General features: G+C 47.1%; 16 protein-coding genes and 2 pseudogenes. 7 read left to right on the top strand and 11 right to left on the bottom strand.

The window, feature by feature from the left end:
- Positions 1 to 36 precede the first annotated feature (36 nt).
- From AC58PV_RS08975 to AC58PV_RS08960, 4 genes are all read right to left on the bottom strand, one after another.
- The gene (locus AC58PV_RS08975) at positions 37 to 1,809 is read right to left on the bottom strand and encodes an acyl-CoA dehydrogenase FadE (RefSeq protein WP_497431921.1); all 1,773 of its coding nucleotides are present in this window, start codon (positions 1,807 to 1,809) and stop codon (positions 37 to 39) included.
- A gap of 62 nt (positions 1,810 to 1,871) precedes the next feature.
- A complete protein-coding gene (locus AC58PV_RS08970; protein WP_497431920.1) occupies positions 1,872 to 3,059 on the bottom strand; it encodes an acetyl-CoA C-acyltransferase in 1,188 nt (395 codons plus the stop codon).
- 69 nt (positions 3,060 to 3,128) lie between these two features.
- Entirely contained in the window at positions 3,129 to 5,522 is a 2,394-nt protein-coding gene (locus AC58PV_RS08965) for a 3-hydroxyacyl-CoA dehydrogenase/enoyl-CoA hydratase family protein (RefSeq protein WP_497431919.1), read from the bottom strand.
- Positions 5,523 to 5,533: 11 nt separating this feature from the next.
- Positions 5,534 to 7,576 carry a (Fe-S)-binding protein gene (locus AC58PV_RS08960; RefSeq protein WP_497431918.1) on the bottom strand — a complete coding sequence of 681 codons (2,043 nt, stop codon included), beginning with the start codon at positions 7,574 to 7,576 and terminating at the stop codon, positions 5,534 to 5,536.
- Positions 7,577 to 7,839: 263 nt separating this feature from the next.
- Here AC58PV_RS08960 and fadR point away from each other — a divergent pair, with 263 nt between their 5' ends.
- The 3 genes from fadR (at position 7,840) to AC58PV_RS08945 (ending at position 10,272) form a co-directional block, all read left to right on the top strand.
- Positions 7,840 to 8,427, top strand: coding sequence for a fatty acid metabolism transcriptional regulator FadR (gene fadR / locus AC58PV_RS08955; protein WP_497431917.1), 588 nt, complete (start codon positions 7,840 to 7,842; stop codon positions 8,425 to 8,427).
- A gap of 63 nt (positions 8,428 to 8,490) precedes the next feature.
- Positions 8,491 to 9,255: an electron transfer flavoprotein subunit beta/FixA family protein gene (locus tag AC58PV_RS08950; protein ID WP_497431916.1), complete on the top strand. Its 765-nt coding sequence runs from the start codon at positions 8,491 to 8,493 to the stop codon at positions 9,253 to 9,255.
- 33 nt (positions 9,256 to 9,288) lie between these two features.
- Positions 9,289 to 10,272, top strand: coding sequence for an electron transfer flavoprotein subunit alpha/FixB family protein (locus AC58PV_RS08945; RefSeq protein ID WP_497431915.1), 984 nt, complete (start codon positions 9,289 to 9,291; stop codon positions 10,270 to 10,272).
- Positions 10,273 to 10,325: 53 nt separating this feature from the next.
- Here AC58PV_RS08945 and AC58PV_RS08940 read toward each other — a convergent pair whose 3' ends face one another.
- The 4 genes and pseudogenes from AC58PV_RS08940 to AC58PV_RS08925 all read right to left on the bottom strand — a co-directional run.
- Positions 10,326 to 10,898 carry a hypothetical protein gene (locus tag AC58PV_RS08940; RefSeq protein WP_497431914.1) on the bottom strand — a complete coding sequence of 191 codons (573 nt, stop codon included), beginning with the start codon at positions 10,896 to 10,898 and terminating at the stop codon, positions 10,326 to 10,328.
- 71 nt (positions 10,899 to 10,969) lie between these two features.
- Positions 10,970 to 12,115, bottom strand: coding sequence for a winged helix DNA-binding domain-containing protein (locus tag AC58PV_RS08935; RefSeq protein ID WP_497431913.1), 1,146 nt, complete (start codon positions 12,113 to 12,115; stop codon positions 10,970 to 10,972).
- 26 nt (positions 12,116 to 12,141) lie between these two features.
- Positions 12,142 to 12,225: pseudogene (locus AC58PV_RS08930) on the bottom strand (SDR family NAD(P)-dependent oxidoreductase); the annotation flags it as partial.
- A pseudogene (locus AC58PV_RS08925) lies at positions 12,226 to 12,487 on the bottom strand (AraC family transcriptional regulator); the annotation flags it as partial.
- 165 nt (positions 12,488 to 12,652) lie between these two features.
- Here AC58PV_RS08925 and AC58PV_RS08920 point away from each other — a divergent pair.
- The gene (locus AC58PV_RS08920; protein WP_497431912.1) at positions 12,653 to 13,078 is read left to right on the top strand and encodes an ester cyclase; all 426 of its coding nucleotides are present in this window, start codon (positions 12,653 to 12,655) and stop codon (positions 13,076 to 13,078) included.
- A gap of 91 nt (positions 13,079 to 13,169) precedes the next feature.
- Here the strand turns inward: AC58PV_RS08920 and AC58PV_RS08915 are convergent, their stop codons facing one another.
- The 3 genes from AC58PV_RS08915 to AC58PV_RS08905 all read right to left on the bottom strand — a co-directional run bounded on the left by AC58PV_RS08915 (position 13,170) and on the right by AC58PV_RS08905 (position 15,332).
- Positions 13,170 to 14,120 (bottom strand): alpha/beta fold hydrolase, encoded by a 951-nt coding sequence (locus AC58PV_RS08915; protein WP_497431911.1) that lies wholly within the window; start codon positions 14,118 to 14,120, stop codon positions 13,170 to 13,172.
- Positions 14,121 to 14,263: 143 nt separating this feature from the next.
- Positions 14,264 to 14,482, bottom strand: a complete 219-nt coding sequence (locus AC58PV_RS08910) for a YezD family protein (RefSeq protein ID WP_497431910.1) — start codon at positions 14,480 to 14,482, stop codon at positions 14,264 to 14,266.
- Positions 14,483 to 14,501: 19 nt separating this feature from the next.
- Positions 14,502 to 15,332, bottom strand: a complete 831-nt coding sequence (locus AC58PV_RS08905; protein ID WP_497431909.1) for an alpha/beta hydrolase family protein — start codon at positions 15,330 to 15,332, stop codon at positions 14,502 to 14,504.
- Between the two features lie 326 nt (positions 15,333 to 15,658).
- Between AC58PV_RS08905 and cysT the strand changes: the two genes are divergently transcribed.
- From cysT to AC58PV_RS08890, 3 genes are read left to right on the top strand one after another with little or no spacing between them, the layout of a single operon-like run.
- Positions 15,659 to 16,465, top strand: coding sequence for a sulfate ABC transporter permease subunit CysT (gene cysT / locus AC58PV_RS08900; protein ID WP_497431908.1), 807 nt, complete (start codon positions 15,659 to 15,661; stop codon positions 16,463 to 16,465).
- Positions 16,462 to 17,292: a sulfate ABC transporter permease subunit gene (locus AC58PV_RS08895; protein WP_497431907.1), complete on the top strand. Its 831-nt coding sequence runs from the start codon at positions 16,462 to 16,464 to the stop codon at positions 17,290 to 17,292. The genes cysT and AC58PV_RS08895 overlap by 4 nt, the downstream gene beginning before the upstream one ends.
- On the top strand, positions 17,282 to 18,367 hold the full coding sequence (locus tag AC58PV_RS08890; RefSeq protein ID WP_497431906.1) for an ABC transporter ATP-binding protein: 1,086 nt from the start codon (positions 17,282 to 17,284) through the stop codon (positions 18,365 to 18,367). The genes AC58PV_RS08895 and AC58PV_RS08890 overlap by 11 nt, the downstream gene beginning before the upstream one ends.
- Positions 18,368 to 18,383: the final 16 nt, after the last annotated feature.

The raw sequence follows: 18,383 nt of genomic DNA, 5'->3' as shown, positions 1-18,383 counted from the left end.
ACAAAACCATCCCCTTCAGGTTCTTGACATCGATACTCATCCGATGAATTTCTCACCCTGAATTACACGTGCGGCGATGTCACGCTTCAACCCCACTGTATTAACACTGCTGCGTCTGGACAATTTTTTGAGTATGGAAAGCTGAGTCCGAAGCACATCTCCTTCTTCCATCGTACTGAGGGCTTCTTTCGCATATGCCTCAATTTTGTCAAAAGCTTCATGAATAAATACCGTCGTGAGCTGAATGGCATTTTTAGACTTAGTTTCGCCCTGTTTATCAATGAGTTTTTGAGTCCGCAACAGTCCGCTCTCCCCAGCAAAAATCTGAATCATAATATCCGCAAGGTTGCTGAGCACTTCTTGATTCTTCTCCAGCGCCATCCCGTATTTCTGAACCGCAAGCCCGCCAACCATCAGGAATACTTTCTTCGCCATGCGCACAAGATGCGCTTCTTCTTCTAACGTGCCTTCAAACGTTTGGCCTGGCATGTAGGAAAGCAATTCACCTTGCAACTCTTGCGCCTTTTGGAGCAAAGGAAGTTCGCCTTTCATCGCTTTCTTCACCAATGTGCCCGGAATGAGCAAGCGGTTAATTTCATTCGTTCCTTCGAAAATACGATTAATCCGTGAGTCGCGATAGATTCGCTCAACTTTATACTCTTGAATAAAGCCGTATCCACCATGAATTTGCAGCCCCTCATCCGCAACAAAGTCAAGAACTTCTGATGCAAATACCTTATTAATGGAGCATTCGAGCGCGTATTCCGAAATGCCTTTTGCCGATATTTTGCCTGCATCAGGACTGGAATGGTCAATATCCTTGAGGATTGTATCAAAGAGGCCTGTCGTTCGATATACCATGCTTTCTAGGATATACGTTTGAATGTTCATTTCTGCCAGTTTCTTACCAATTAGCGGGAATCCCGAAATCGGCGTTTGGAATTGTTGACGCGTATTCGCATATTTCACAGCAAGTTCAATCGTTTCCTTGGATGCTCCTAGACAACCTACAGCTAATTTATAGCGACCAATGTTCAAAATATTAAAAGCGATGAGATGACCTTTCCCAATTTCACCGAGCAGGTTTTCTACAGGTACTTTGACGTCTTCAAAAAATAACGGGCGCGTGGATGAGCCTTTGATCCCCATCTTCTTTTCTTCGGGTCCCATCGTAAAGCCTGGATCCCCTTTTTCCACGATAAATGCAGTGAAGTCTGTACCATTAATCTTCGCATACACGATGAAAATATCTGCAAATCCAGCGTTAGTAATATATAGCTTGGAGCCGTTTAAAAGGTAGTGCTTCCCGTCGTCAGACAGGCGCGCCGTTGTTTTGGCACCAAGAGCATCTGAACCCGAAGTCGGTTCCGTTAAGCAGTAGGCCGCTATCTTGGCACCTGTGGCAAGGTCTGGCAAATATTTCTTCTTCTGTTCTGGCGTTCCGAAAAACACGATGGGCAGCGTTCCAATCCCGACGTGTGCCCCTATGGATAAGGCAAAGGAGGATGCGCGAGCTAAATTTTCGCTGATAATCGTAGAACTCACCTTATCCAAACCGAGTCCACCATAGATTTCGGGCACATCAGCACCTAATAAACCCAGATCACCTGCGCTTCTCATGAGTTTCACTGTTAAGTCATAATCCAGTTTCTCCAAATGCTCATCATGTGGCATCACTTCCCCATTCACGTAGTCACGAGTTGTTTCCGCAATCATGCGATGCTCTTCTGTGAAATCCTCGGGCGTTACGATAGAATGAAAATCCAGATCCGATATAACAAAGCTTCCGCCAACGATTTTGTTCGTCATGAGTCAACTCTCCTTTAGGATGATGAATAGGAAAATGCAAGAATGGTAATATGATGTCAGAATTATTCCGCTGGATGCACTTGAAACACGCCGGCCGCTCCCATGCCGCCGCCAATGCACATGGATACAACGCCATATCCGCCGCCTCGGCGCTGCAGCTCATAAATTAAACTTGTTGAAAGCTTCGCTCCTGTGCAGCCAAGTGGATGCCCCAGCGCAATCGCTCCTCCATTGACATTGACTTTCTCCTCGTCAATACCCAATTTGCAAATGATATGCACACATTGTGAAGCAAAAGCTTCATTAATCTCAAAGAGATCGACTTGATCTTGCGAAATACCAGCCATCTTCAGCGCTTTCGGGATCGCTTTGACGGGACCAACGCCCATGATTTCCGGCTCCACGCCGGAAAGTGCGAAAGACAGGAACGTCGCCATCGGCTTCAGCCCGAGCGCTTCGGCGCGCTCGCGGCTCATCAGCACGGCCGCCGCTGCGCCGTCCGACGTCTGTGACGCGTTGCCCGCCGTCACAGAGCCCCCCAAGCTGAACGCAGGCTTCAGCTTGCTAAGCCCTTCCACGGATGTATCGGGGCGAACGCCCTCATCCGTGGCAAACACATACGAGCGAACGAAGGCTTTGCCTCGTTCGTCAACGCCCTTCACGCTCGTGCTCACCGGCACGATCTCATCCGTGAAGCGGCCGGCTGCGATGGCCGCCGCCGCCTTCTGATGGCTGCGCGTCGCGAAGCCATCCTGCGCTTCGCGCGAGATGCCGAAGCGCGTCGCGACGGCTTCGGCCGTGTGCCCCATGCCCATGTACACCTCGGGCATGGTCTCGACCAGCCGCGGATGCGGCGAGAGCTTGAAGCCCGTCATCGGGACGTGGCTCATGCTCTCAACGCCTCCGGCGATGATCACCTCGGCGTGGCCGAGCATGATGCGCTCCGCCGCATATGCGATGGCTTGCAAGCCGGAGGAACAGAAGCGGTTGACCGTGATGGCCGGCACGGTCACGGGAAAGCCCGCATACAGCGACATCGTGCGGGCAAAGTTCAGCCCTTGCTCGCCTTCGGGCATCGCGCAGCCGATGATAATGTCCTCGACATCGCCTTTGTCGAGCCCTGGCACTCGCCGTACAGCTTCTTCGAGTACGGCTTTACCTAGATCTTCCGCGCGCGTTTGCGCGAAACTTCCTTTTTTGGCACGCCCTACGGCGGTGCGCGTTATAGATACAATGACGGCTTCCTTCATCGAACTCACCTCATTAGATATAGTTAGGTATATCTCGTGCTTTGCAGCCCTCTCGTCACACCATACAAGCTAATTTCTCAAAGCCTTGCCCTTCGAGAGCATATACTGCATCCGCTGCTGCGTCTTCATCTCCCCGCATAGACTCAAGAACGCCTCACGCTCCAGATCCAGCATATACTGCTCCGTCACCAACGTTCCCGCAGGTACATTCCCCCCTGCTAACACATGTGCAAGTTTATTCGCAATTAACTGGTCATGCGCACTAATGTAGCCGCCTTTCAGCATGGAGTAAGCGCCAACCTGCATGACAGCTTTCCCGTTCTCGCCTACCACACGGATTTTCTCAATTGCGGGTGGCGTGTAGCCTGCCGCATCCATCCGAAGCACAGCTTGCTTCGCTTCATAAATGCGATGATCGGGATTGACCACGACGGAATCTTGGGATCGCATATAACCGAGACGTTTCGTATCATGCCCGCTTGTAGACACCTTCGCCATAGCCACCGTCTCAAAAGCTGCATTGATCCACGGCTGCAGATCAACCTCAGGGTCTCTCACTTGCTGACTCGCTAGCAATGCTAACTCTTTGCATCCGCCGCCTGCAGGAATAAGTCCTACCCCCGTTTCGACGAGACCGTAATACGTCTCCGCTGAGAATATCGTTTGATCCGCCGGCATACACGCTTCTACGCCACCGCCGAGCGTCATTTTATGAGGCGCGGCGACAACCGGTTTATCTAATCTTTTCAGCTTCAACATCGCGTTCTGGAACAACCGAATGATGCCATCCACTTCATCCCACTCGCCGTCCTGCGCTTCCATCAACAGGAGCATGAGATTGGCGCCAACACAGAAGTTTTTCCCTTCATTCGCCACAACCAGCCCCCGATAATTAACCCGTACCTCGTCAACGCTTTGCTGAATCATCGTCAGAATATCGGCCCCAATGGCATTGTTCGGAGAATTAAACTCCAGACACGCGACATCGTCGCCTATATCGATCAAGCTGGCTCCGCTATTCGAGCGGATGACTTTATTTTGCTGTTTCAACGCCGCCAAGGAAATGATTTCCGGCCGCGTCGCCACCTCGCGAAGCTCCCTACTCAAGATCGCGAAAGTGCGACCTTCTTTGCGTTCATAGAAACTGTCATGCCCCGCTTCCACCCAATCTTTTACCCATTTAGGCACGGCACTGCCTTCGGCCTCCATACGTTCTACCGAACGTTTCAGTCCAATCGCATCCCACGTTTCAAACGGTCCCAATTCCCAGTTAAAACCCCACTTGAGCGCATTATCAATGTCCACGATTGATTCCGCAATTTCATCCCGCTTCTCTGCTGCATACAGCAGAACAGGCTTCAAAATGTTCCACGCCAATTCCGAATACCGATCTTTCGCACCCAGCAATGCCTTCAACTTCTGGACCGTCCCCTTTGCCTGTTTGGCCGCTTCTAAGGAGGCTGAACTTACTTTCCGACCCACCGAATATGTCATGGTTTCCAAGTTCAATGCTTGAATTTCCTTGCCCTCCGCTGTTTTTACTTTTTTATAAAAGCCTTGACCTTGCTTCTCACCAATCCAGCCTTTGGCTACCATTTCTTTCAACAGGTTGGGCGTGTCGAAGATATCCTTCTCAATCGGATCCGTCACAAGATCAAACACATTATTCGCCACGTGTACGAAAGTATCGAGACCAACAAGATCTAGCGTACGGAATGTCGCACTTTTCGGCCGCCCCATCGCAGGACCTGTTACCGCATCAACCTCTTCAACCGTATAGCCTTTCGCCAACATTTCTCTTAACGTTACCAGCAAACCATAAGTACCGATCCGATTACTTATAAAATTCGGCGTGTCTTTCGCTTGAACTACGCCTTTACCAAGCTTTTTCTCGCAAAAATCACTCATATAGGTGATAATAGCAGGATCCGTCTGCTCATTGGGAATTATTTCCAAAAGCTTCATATAACGCGGTGGATTAAAAAAATGAGTTCCTAAGAAATGTTTCTTGAAGTCTGCTCCGGCGTTCTCCACCATGGCATTAATGGAAATTCCCGATGTATTGGATGATACGATCGTTCCTGGCTTCCACACCTTTTCAATCCGAGCAATAAGCTCTTGTTTTGCCTGCAAATTTTCAATAACGACTTCGACGATCCAATCCACCCCGCTCAGCTTCGCCAAATCATCCTCGATATTCCCTGGCGTGATGCGTGAAGCAAAAGTTTCGCTATACAGAGGTGCTGGGTTCGTCTTTCCGAGTTTCTCTATCGCACTTACGGCATAACGATTCCGAACTTTGGGATGATCGAGCGTTAAACCTGCTCCTTCCTCTTGTGGCGTTAACTGTTCAGGCACGCGATCGAGCAACAAGACAGGAATACCTACATTGGCCAAATGCGCAGCAATACCTGAACCCATTACCCCTGAGCCGATTACCGCCGCCGTACGAATAGTTGTCATGAGATCATCTCCTAAAAGTTTTTCGCTAAACCAAACACCGATTGTGCCAAAATTTCTGCGATATCTCTCGCTTTAACCTGCTCCTCTACCTCTTTCAACTTCGTACCATCCTCCACCATCGTCAAACAATACGGACACGCTGAAGAGATGACCGTTGGCTTAACACTCAGCAGTTGCTCCGTACGCGCTACATTCACACGAGTACCCGCCGTTTCCTCCATCCACATCATGCCTCCGCCCGCTCCACAGCACATGCTGTTCTCACGAGATCGAGCCTGTTCCACAAGTTCCACACCTGGTATCGCTCGCAGCACGTTTCGAGGCTCTTCATACACTTCGTTATAACGACCTAAATAACAAGAATCATGGTACGTGATGCGTTCATTGACTTCGTATTGCGGAGTCAGACGTCCTTCCTTCACCCATAGATCCAGTAGTTCGATATGATGAAAGACCTCAGCGGTTAAGCCGAATTCCGGATACTCATTCTTGAATGTGTGGTACGTATGAGGACATGTCGTGACAATCTTAGTGACTTTGTACTTATGAAAAGTAGCGATATTGTCCGCACACAATTGTTGGAACAAGAATTCATTCCCCATCCTGCGTGGCGTATCACCTGAATTTTTCTCCTCATTTCCTAAAATGGCAAAAGAGATACCCGCCTCCTTCATTAATTTCACGAAAGCATGTGTGATTTTGCGACTGCGATTGTCGTAAGCCCCCATCGAGCCTAAGAAGAACAAGTACTCAAACGTTGGATTTTCCTTGACGGTTCGCACCTCAAGAGCATCTTCTGGATCAACCTCTTTGACCCATTTCACACGATCATTGCGGGAAATCCCCCAAGGATTCCCTTGTCTTTCGATGTTCTGAAGCGCGCGCTGGCCGTCATGCGGCATACTGCCTTGCGTCAGCACTAAATGCCTGCGCATATCAATGATTTTATCCACATGCTCATTCGCTACTGGACATTGATCTTCGCAATTCCGACAGGTTGTACAAGCCCACAGCTCTTCTTCAGTGATCACGCCTCCGATAAGTTCCACTTCGAGTGCATTACCCTGCGATTCCGGCGCGAACAACATGGCAGGTACCCATGGCGACTTCGATGTAATGACTGCACCTTTCTCAGTCAAATGATCGCGCAGCTTCGTAATCAGATGCATCGGCGACAGCAGCTTGCCGGTCGTATTCGCAGGACACACGCTCGTACAACGACCACATTCCACACAGGAGTAGAAATCCAGCATCTGCTTTTGCGTAAAATCCTCAATCTTGCCAACACCAAATGACTCGGCATCCTCATCCTCTAGATTCAGAGATGCAAGCTTGCCTGTCGGCTCCGTGCGTCGCAGCAAGATGTTGATAGGAGCGGTAATAATGTGAAAATGTTTGGACTGCGGCACATAAATTAGAAAAGATAGCAGAATCAACAGATGCATCCACCAGCCAGCATAAAATCCAATCGTGGCCGCAGAAGTCGACATCCCTTCAAACATGGCCGCCCAACCTGATGTTAGCGGAGCGAATCCTGAAGCTGGCAGCCCCTCACGAATACGTTCAAAACCACCACTAATAACGACTGATAACATCAGAAACATAATAAAAAACACAACAATACTTGGCTTCCAGCCCCGCTTAAGGCGTTTAAGCTTCTCGATATAGCGTCGATAGGTGGCATAACCCATGGTTAACACGATCAATCCGACCGTCACTTCTTGCATGAGGGTGAAGTACTCATATCCTGGGACAGGTAACCCTCGGTCAATTAATCCTTTTAAAATAAGGTCCAAAGCACCTAGCTGTAGAATTATGAAGCCATAAAAAATCACGATATGCATAATGCCGCTTTTTTTATCCTTCAACAACTTCGTCTGGCCAAATACCTGAACCATAAACCCCTTGAGTCTTATACTTGCTTCCTTCTTCAAATCAACCGATTTCCCCAACTGGATATATAAATATCGGTGATACACAACCCGGCCGAACCCGTAGACTGCCAAACCCGTAACCGCCAGAAAAAGGAGAAACTGAATCAGCATACCCGTCATGGAAGACCTCCTTTTATTTAATTAATCATCATTATTGTTAACGCTTACATTCAGGGATCATAAAAAAGCACATTTCATTCATCCCTTTTGGAATAAGAGTAGAAACCTGCTTTCATGTGAAGAGTAAGCCGACAAACCTCCCTACTGCTTGGTTAAGCGGAATAAGTCGTTGACAAGGCGTACTGCGTATTTTATGATGAAATTACGAAAATGAATGAGTATTCATTCACCGATATTTGTATTCTAACACCGAGGTGATCTCCTTGACAAGTGGCAAAAAACCAGACAAATATTATGCGATTCTCGAAGGAGCAATGAAAGTATTTGCCGAAAACGGATTTCACAAGTCCCAAGTTTCGCGTATTGCGAAGGAAGCCGGCGTCGCGGATGGCACGATTTATCTCTACTTCAAAAAGAAGGAGGATATCTTAACTAGTCTATTCCAGGAGAAGTTAGGCGAACTTGTCGAGAAATTTAACGCAGCTGTCCGTGAAAGCACGAGCCCGAAGGATGCGTTGCGCAAAATCTGCGAGATCCATTTTAGCGAGCTGGAAAATAACATTCATATGGCTTATCTCACGCAAATCGAGCTTCGTCAAAGTGATTTGGAGCTTCGCAAAGAGATTGGTCTTGCCTTAAAGAGATATATTATCCTCATTGAAAATATATTAGAAAAAGGAAAGCATGACGGCAGCTTTCGTGCCGATCTGGATGTGAAACTGGTTAGACTCCTTATTTTTGGAGGTATGGATGAAGTCGTCACCTCTTGGTTGATTTCCGGGCAAAAGTATTCATTAACAGCACAAGTTGGTCCTTCGCTTGATTTTTTCATTAGAGGAATTGAGTCATAATGCAAGTGTTGGGTATGTGAGAAAAGGTCTCTAATTCATGTATATTCAGGAGGGAGCCCCACTATGGACATTTTTGTATTATTGAAGCAAACGTTCGATACGGAGGAGAAAATCGTCTTGACGGATGGTGTCGTTCAAGAGGATGGCGCGAAGTTCGTCATCAATCCGTACGACGAGTATGCAGTTGAACAAGCTATTCAACTACGAGACGCGCATGGCGGTAAAGTGACACTGCTCTCGATTGGTCCCGATCGCACGGCGGAAGCGCTTCGAACTGCACTTGCGATGGGCGCTGACGAGGCTGTTTTGATTACGGATGACCGTATCCTCGGGGATGAATTCGAAATTGCTGAGATCTTAGCCGCCTACTTGCGCAGCCAGTCTGTGGACCTCCTGCTGGGAGGCAACTTCTCCGTTGATAACGGTGCAGGTCAAGTAGCCATTCGGCTAGCTAACTTACTTGGATTGCCTCATGTCGCTTCGATTACCCTGCTCGAAATAACAGGAGAACAAGCGCTTGTCCATCGCGATGCCGAAGGCGATATTGAGATCATCGAGGTGTCACTCCCTGCTTTGTTTACAGCGCAACAAGGCTTGAACGAACCTAGATATCCCTCACTTCCTGGGATTATGAAAGCTAAGAAGAAACCTTTTCAACACTTAACTTTAGATGATATTGCTGGTGCAGATGCCATTCTTGCCAAAACAACACGTCTCGCCTTATCTCTTCCGCCCGAGCGTCAAGCTGGTCGCATTCTCAAAGGCGAGCTCCCTAACCAAGTTACAGAACTCGTTCAAGCCCTGCGTAACGAATCCAAAGTTATCTAATATCACCACAAAGTGACTAGGGAGGTTATATCGATGGCAAAACAATTTCTTGTAGTTGCAGAAGCTCGCAGTGGCAAGCTTCGTCAAGTTTCCTTTGAAGCTTTACGTTCGGCGCAGCTATCTGCTGGAGATGGCGATACACTCGCTGCAGTTCTGCTCGGTGGTACGGGTACGAAAGCGTTAGCTGGTGAGCTGGCTGCTTATGGCGCAGACACCATTTATGTTGTTGAGGATCCGCAATTAGAAAGCTATAATTCGGAAGCGTTTCTAAGTGCCTTGTTGGCCGTGACTTCAGTCGCCGGGCCACAAGCTATTTATTTCGGCCACACGGCGATAGGCCGAGATCTTGCTCCTCTGGCTGCCGCTTCGCTCGCAGCAGGCCAAATCTCTGACGTTACCGCCATTGAACGAAGCGGCGATAACGTCTTGTTCACCCGACCGCTATACGCGGGCAAAGCGGTCGAGAAGAAAGCGTTTACCGATCCGGCTGCGCCATGGGTCGTCACGATAAGACCGAACAACATCGCAGCCGCAGAGCCTGACGCTTCGCGTCAAGCCCAGCTCATCGATGTTGCCTATCCCGCTCCCTCCCTGCGCAGCATCATCCGGGAGGTCGTGAAAAAAACGTCCGGCGCCATCGACTTGGCAGAAGCCAAGATCGTCGTCTCCGGCGGACGGGGCGTGCGCAGCGCCGACGGGTTCCAGCCGCTCGAAGAACTGGCTGCCGTCTTGGGCGGCGCTGTCGGGGCATCCCGCGGAGCCTGCGACGCGGGGTACTGCGAGTACGCGATGCAGATCGGCCAGACCGGCAAGGTCGTGACGCCGGAAATTTACATCGCGTGCGGCATAAGCGGCGCCATTCAACATTTGGCGGGGATGAGCTCTTCGCGCGTCATCATCGCCATCAACAAGGATGCGGAGGCGCCGATCTTCAAAGTCGCCGACTATGGCATCGTCGGCGATCTGTTCGAGGTCGTACCGCTGCTGACAGCGGAATTCAAGAAACTGCTGGCATAACTGCAGCAGTACACGGCAAACAGCCCCCTTCCCGTGAAGGGGGCTATTCTTTATCACTTCCTCCATTTCCGCCTAATTAAGAAAATCGACGTCCCTACCAGAACGAAACCAACTATCGCAACCCAGACAACTGGCTGCATTCGTGACAGTTCACCTTCAAGTTGAACTTTCTCGGTTGGAACATTGCCCTCACCTAATACAGCCAGGTCCTCATGCGCTTGATCCCATGCAACTGTCCGATCACATATAATTGTGACTAGTAACTCTTTGTCTCCATACATGGTAGAGCCGCCAGCATAAACCAAATATTCTTTACCTTTTTCAAAATTAAAGCCACAATCCCCACCACCACTTCCCGTGTGAATTATTAACTGAGATTGGGAGGCGCCTTTCCATATTCGGCTTACTTCGAATCGTGCAGCTTTCGTCATACTTCCATTTACATTTCTTTGCTCATTCACATCGAGGACTCGACCAGCAAAAACGGCTTCCGAACGATTAAATTGAGCTTCCACAGTTTGAGGCATCGCACAAGAGCAAGCATAGGCATTGGTAGCATGGAAAATTGATAAGAAACTAAAACCTAGCACAACCATCAGAATCAAACTCAGGACTCTTTTCACCATGACGCCCCCTTTAAACGGATTCATTTAGCTGTTCGATTGTTAATAATTATTGAGCTCATTGCATAAGTCGCCTAGGCTAGGAACTGAATCTCATGGGTGTGCTCGTCAACCGCTGCAAATTTCAGAAGATTAGCTCCTTCTCTTGCTAATTCGTCTCGTTCCTCTGAAGATAGTTGCCTGAAAGGTTCGATAGTAAGTGTTGCTGTTCCATTCCCTCGTTTGATTTGCCATAGTCCACTAACAAAACCGTCCACGAGGATAACGGATCGAATAATGCCGTTCTTGGTAAATACCCGATTTCGATAAGCATCGTCAATAATCCGTGAGCGATCCGCATGTGACAATAGGATATTATCAAATTCACCCAAAAATCGCGGAGTTGACGCAATTGCAGTATCAGGCCGCGGAGCATTTGGGAGATCGAACAATTCAATTCCCTGCTCGTCTCGGAAACAAATAAGATGAGGGCGCAGCTTTTCCATGACCTCGCGCAATCTAGTTAAACCTGACCATGCCTGCATGTCCTTAATTGAAGCTGGCCCGAATGCGGACAAATAGCGTTGAATCATGCTCTCAAGATTCGGTTCGGATGAAAGGGGCGAGCTCAGCCAGAGCTCTGCTGATGTATGCAAAGCTTGGCCACTTTGTCCCCAAAGGCCACGCGGCGGCACTTGGACAAGGGGTACCCATGTCCGGATTGCAGCTGAGAGGGCATCCGGATCCCGATCTGGCCACTTTTCACTTAACCGCTTTCCGAGTTCGCTAAATGTTAATGGTTCCACTTCAACTAGCACACGGCCAGCGGCGGCAATCTCATTTTCATCTAAACCAGCTAGACTCTTGCCATAAGTACCGGTATAACCTCTCTCAAGTACACCTTGTACTAGCGGTCGCAACTCCAAGCAATCGCGAGCTGATACCAAGTGAATCGTCGAACGCATCATCGCGATACGCACAACCTTCCGCTCTGACATGAGTAGGCTCAGTTCTTCCTGTTGAAAACCTTCAAGCCGCGCCCATAAACCATAATATGGAGGATTCGGCGCCTGGGCTTGCATACCAACCAAATGTTCGATCGCCGCTAGAGCTGGTAATTGAACTCGTCTCAGAAGCAATTGTCTCTCGAGCAAAGCTCGGTTCAAGGCACGCCTACCAAGGACCGGAGTTGAAGCCCGGTTTGCTTCGATCACAGCTGCCTTCTTCTTATTTGTATTCAAGCATACACCTCCCATAAATTGATTCTTTAGAAAATAGTAGGCACCATCCCACCATCCATACGGATTGGTGAACCTTTGAAAGCAGAAGTGTAGGGGCTGCATAGGAAGGCACAGTTCTCGTCCTGCTCGGTGATATGTAAACTTTCAGGTGGGCACATTTGCTTATAACGAACCATTCGATTCAGTGCGTCACGATAGTCAAGCGCATGGTAAGTTGCTAAGACGAACGGTGGATATTTGGCTGTTTCAAAGACAGTCACCAGCTTGATAATGTGCTTGGCGGACTAGTTCGTGAGATGAAATCCCCAAGAGATGTAATCCTGACCAGAATCCTGACGGAATATTAATTCGGGCTGAAGTTAGATCTTTCATAAACGGGAGCCTCCTTCATTCATTTTATATTAGTGTAACACACTACCATTGAAATTCACTTGACTACCTGACTCATTCCCTTTCCCATCTGACGCTTGCACTTCTACTTGCAATGCCCTATACTTTTCTACCAATCACTCATTCTTCTCTTTAAGGAGCGCCACTATGACACCATCACCAAGAGATGTCGTGCATCAATTCTTCAACCTCGTCCGTTCTGGTCAACAGCCAGATGCAGCACATGACTTCATGGCTGAAGAAGTTCTAGCTCATCAAATGACAGCTGAAAACGAAACAACCGTCCATCGGACACCGATGAATTACGCTGATCATGTGCGAGAAATGCTAGACGCATACGGTAATTTCCAATTAGAAATCATGGAATTCCTCGCTCAGGATGATCGCGTTTATGTGCGCTGGAAACAAACGGGTGTACATATCGGGGAAGTTGATGGCTTCCCACCTACGGGGAAACCGATTATTGAAATCGCTAGCGCTGTCTATCGGGTTCAGCAAGGCAAAATCGTTGAGTATTGGATTCAAATTGATCGGCAAGGCATTCGTTCTCAACTCAAGCGGAACGCCAAGTAGCAACTAGCGAACTTGTACTTTCGAATTTTCCATTAATCACTAAAATAAGCCATTCCCCACAAGCCAACAGGCTAATAAGGAACGGCTTATTTCACTTCGCGATCCAACTATCTAACCTTGCGACAATGTCTCCCATTACTTCATCACGATTCGTTTCATTTAACATCTCATGCCTGCCCCCAGGGTATAAGGTATAGCTGATGTCATGTATTCCTAACTTCTCATAAGTCTGAATTAAACGGCGGACTCCTTTTCCTTGCCCACCAACTGGATCATCCTCACCTGAGAAAATATAAATGGGAACCTCTTTGCGAAGGCGAGCCAAATGATGTGGTGCATGTATCTCTACTAATCCTTTGAAGAAATCTCTAAAGTAACCCGATGTAAATATCCCGCCGCAATACGGATCATTGATATAAGCATCTACCTCACGCTCATCTCGACTCAACCAATCAAACGGTGTTCGATTCGGCTTGAACTTCGTATTAAACGATCCGAAAGAAAGTGCAGTTAAGAGCACGCTCCGATAATGATCTCCTCGAATAGCGGCTTCCAACGTTGCAATCCCCATGCCAACACGAAGTGCCGGGCCTTCTTTGCCATTCGAACCCGATAATATTATGCCTTGAACATGTGTTGGGTACCGCTCCATATAAGTCCCCATATAATACTGCGTCAAAAATGACCCCATGCTATGCCCTAATACAAATAACGGCAGCGTTGACTCTTCATAACGCTTACGAATCTGTGATGTCAGTTGCCCCATTGCATCCGCCATGGCACGGAAGCTGTTCTTCCCAAACTTACCTATGGCCTCCAAAGAGCCCGCTGTTTGACCATGCCCCAAGTGATCATTGGCATAGACGGCATATCCATTCTTAGTCAAAACACCAGCTAGTCGCTCATATCTGGCGGCTGTTTCGGCCATCCCGTGTGCGATCTGCACAATCCCTTTGAATTCCACATCTTCCGAAGGAAGCCACTCGTACACAAAGTGTTTGATTCCCTGCGCATCTTCCCGAATAAAGTGACCTTTACGCATAAGATTCTCCTTCCAAATCTCGCTTCGACTCCTCCTTAGTATACGTCTTCTGACGAATGAAAACAGCCCCCATTCCACTTGGAATGAGGGCCGATATATGAGTGCATTAAAACAACCATTTACTTATTCAAGTAAGAATTAGACTACGCTTTACTCTTTTGTTTGGTCGTCGATTTCACAGCTTGTAAAGTGGCTTGCGCTTGCGGCGCAGCTGATGTTTCAAATCTTTTTCTTTCTGTTTTATCAATCTGTGTAATCTTGCCATCATGAACCACAATTTGTACAGAACCATATTCTAGTCCATCTAAAATTTGCTTAATTCGCTCTACCCATACTTCGTCTAATTCCAGTGGTTTCGCCATCTTCATGCCTCCATGTCAATTAAATTGTCCAATCGTTCCACTCTTTGTTTCGTTTATACGTATAGTTCAGCCAATCTCCCGTTTTCTCTAGCAATTCAGTGGTTGATGGTGTTGTTGAGTACGTATGATTTGCTTGATAGACGAGCTCCAGGTCACATTGACCTTCTTTGCGCAGCCAGAACATCTTCTGATATAACGGCGCATAATCGACAGGAATGGTTTCATCTGCTGTTCCGTGAAGAACAAATACATCGCCAGTAAATTTACGTAATTGTTCAAAAGGTTGATGCTGTGATAAAGAATCGAAGAATCGACTTGTTAGTTTATAGCCATGATGATCAATCGTACCACCTAGCGGCAGTTTCTCATATTCGTTTTTGCCGACGATTCGCATAATATCATTGTGGGGATGAGCAACAGCTGACCACAGGACAAGCGTTTTCACACGATGATCCTTAGCTGCCGTTAACACTGCCGCGGCACCTCCTAAGCTATGTCCAAGCAGTATCACTCTACTTAGATCCACACAATCAATGGACACACCATAATCAATGACTCGTCGGGTCTGTTCAATAAGTACGTCTAACCCACCTGCACCGTAGTCTCCTGTACTTTCGCCACAACCACCATAATCAAAACGAAGTACAAAATATCCTTGTGCACTGAAAGAACGGGCTGCCTTTACGAAAAGCCGGTCAACACCGATTCGACTCCCAATAAATCCGTGACAAATAATGATTAAAGGGTAGCGTTGACAATCAGCTTGAACCGCTGCGCTTTGCTGTGTAGGGTAATGTAATGTTGCGGCTAATTCGACATCGTCGCTTTGAATCGTGATGGCATGCTCCATGAAGGTAACTCCCTTTCTTTACTCATATTAATCATATCTTTTTACTCGGAATTAAAATGTAAACCAATCTTAGCATGGGAAAGTACTGGTGTCAATCTATGTTTTACTTAATTATCCAAACATTTTTCAAAAAAATGGTTACGTATTTTCTCTTCCATGTATTGCCTTTTCCAAAAACGTCTCTCTACCATTATAGGAAAAAATAAATACTTAACATCATCAGATTTTCGCAAAATTACTTATTGACAGAATAATCCTGACGCTGTTATAGTCATTTTTATAAAACCAAGTAAGTTGGTATGCTTTATAAGAATAGGTGGTGCTCCATGCGTAACAAGGTTTTTAAAGCGACGGTTCGATCCGTGCTTATAGGCTACTTAATTGTGCTTCTTCTTATCCCCATTGCCACCATCTATGTCAAAGGATTTTCACTCGGCTGGGAACCTTTTTGGAAAGAAGTCACAGGACCTTTAGCATGGAAATCAATTGTATTAACAGTGAAATTAAGTATTGTAGCAACGATCATTCAAGCCGTAGTAGGAACGATCATCGCCTATGTCCTCGTCCGATATCGATTTCGTGGACAGAGCATTCTGAACAGCATGGTCGATCTTCCGTTCTCACTTCCCACTTCCGTTGCTGGCTTAATGTTCCTCACCCTACTAGGACCACAAAGTCCACTAGGAGCTTGGCTAGACTCGGTAGGAATCAAACTGCTTTACAATCAAACAGCCATTGTCATTGGTTTAGTCTTTGTCACTTTCCCATTCGTAGTACGAACAGTTCAACCACTATTAGAGCAGATTGATCCAGCAGAAGAACAAGCGAGTTTCACACTTGGTGCAAACAGATTCTATACATTTTACCGTATCGTATTGCCAGCGCTATTACCTGGTACGATTGCTGGTAGTATGCTCGCCTTCTCCCGATCACTTGCAGAGTTTGGTGCCATCTCCTTGATCTCCGGTAATTTACCCGGTAAAACGATGGTCGCCTCCGTCTATATATATGGTGAAACACAGAACTACAATCCTGAAGGTGCGGCTGCTATCTCTCTTGTCCTCTTGACACTCTCCGTTCTGATTTTATGGGGAATCCATCTGTGGACACGCGGAAAGGGGCGGCTAGCATGAGAAAGTTATTGATTGGCATTTCTTTTTTGGTCATATTCCTACTAATCATATTGCCTTTCTTAGGCATTACCTTCGGAGCATTTGAAGATGGACCTAGCGCATTCTTTGATGCACTGGTTCGCCCAGAAGCGCTACATGCCTTGAAGATTTCACTCATTATTGTAAGCATCGTTACCATACTCAATGCCATTATCGGTGTCTATATTTCCCTAGAAATTGTTAGAGGTTCATGGATCTCACGTTGGTTGAAACCGATCATTAACGCCCTGATCGATCTGCCATTCGCGGTTTCACCTGTCATTGTAGGTTTGATGGTCATTTTGATTTTCGGCCCTAATACGGCACTTGGTACCTTCCTCGAAGATCATAATATGAAAATTGTTTATGCTATTCCCGGGATGGTTATTGCAACCATGTTTATTACTTTCCCTTTAATGGTTCGTGAAGTAGTTCCTTTATTAGAAGAGATCGGGACACAATCCGAAGAAGCTTCTGCAACTTTAGGTGCTGGACCGATTCGCACATTCTTCCAAGTGACATGGCCGAGTATTCGTTGGGGCGTCGTGTATGGCTTGATTTTGACAATCGCTCGCTCGCTTGGTGAATTTGGATCCATTCTGGTTGTCTCCGGAAACATCATTAATCAAACACAAACAGCAACGACACTTGTTTATCAAGATGCTGAACAATTCCAGCTCGTAGCAGCCAATAGCGTAGCTTTCGTATTAGGTCTTATCTCCATAACGATCTTATTATCGCTCGAGTGGTTGAAACGTAGAAGCGAAGCAACGAGAAATCATGGAGGAGGATCCCCACATGCACATTGAAGTAAAGAACCTGAATAAACATTTCGGTGATTTTCATGCAATCAAAGATGTTAATTTTAAAATAAAAGAAGGGAATCTAGTCGGTTTGATTGGACCGAGCGGTGGCGGTAAAACCTCCATTCTTCGGATGCTATCCGGACTTGAAAGCCCAACAAGCGGTGATATCTACTTCGACGGCAAGCTCGCCACTCACCTCCCTGTTCAAGAAAGAGGCATTGGTTTCGTTTTTCAAAGTTATGCCTTATTCAAACATATGACGGTATTTGACAACGTTGCTTATGGATTGAAGGTACTCAAAAAGTCAAAAGCAGAAATACAGGATCGCGTAACGTATCTGGTCAATTTAATGGGACTTTCGGGTCATGAGCGGAAATATCCTCATCAATTATCTGGCGGACAACGTCAGCGTGTGGCTTTCGCTAGAGCACTAGCACCTGAACCACGTTTACTTCTACTCGATGAGCCTTTCGCCGCGATTGATGCCAAGATCCGTAAAGAGCTTCGCGTGTGGCTGCGTAATTTGATTAATGAATTTAAAGTAACGACGCTCTTCGTCACGCATGATCAGGATGAGGCGATCGAGGTTGCCGATGAAATCATCTTAGTTCAAGGCGGTAAAATCGAACAACAAGGCAGTCCCTGGGAAATTTATACGAAGCCTGCTTCCTCATTCGCTGCTTCCTTCATTGGTGAATCCAATGTGCTTCCCTCCTATGCCCCACTTGTAGGATTCCCTACACTAGCTGAATTACATCAAGACGGCAAATGGCTTCCTAATGTAAATGTTCTTATTCGTCCTGAGAACATCGAAGTGCGTCCGCATAATGTCAGTCATTTGGCTACTGCTGGAGAAAAAGGCAAAGTAACGCATGTTCACTTCCGCGGCGATTCTTGGTATCTAGAAGTAGATACAGGTGCCATTAAGCTTTTCGCCTACCAGCCCGTGAAAGAGCGCATTTATCAAGTTGGCGATGAAGTGAATATTCTTATCCACCAGATTTCCGTATTTACCCCAACAGGGACAACCTGGATTGATAATCAGGCCAAACAAGATCCACAGCCTGTCTTCATATAACCAAATACCAAATAAG

The sequence above is a fragment of the Paenibacillus sp. J22FR83 genome (assembly GCF_059691955.1).
Note: the sequence above shows the minus strand (reverse complement) of the source record. Positions and strands in the feature narration are given on the sequence as shown.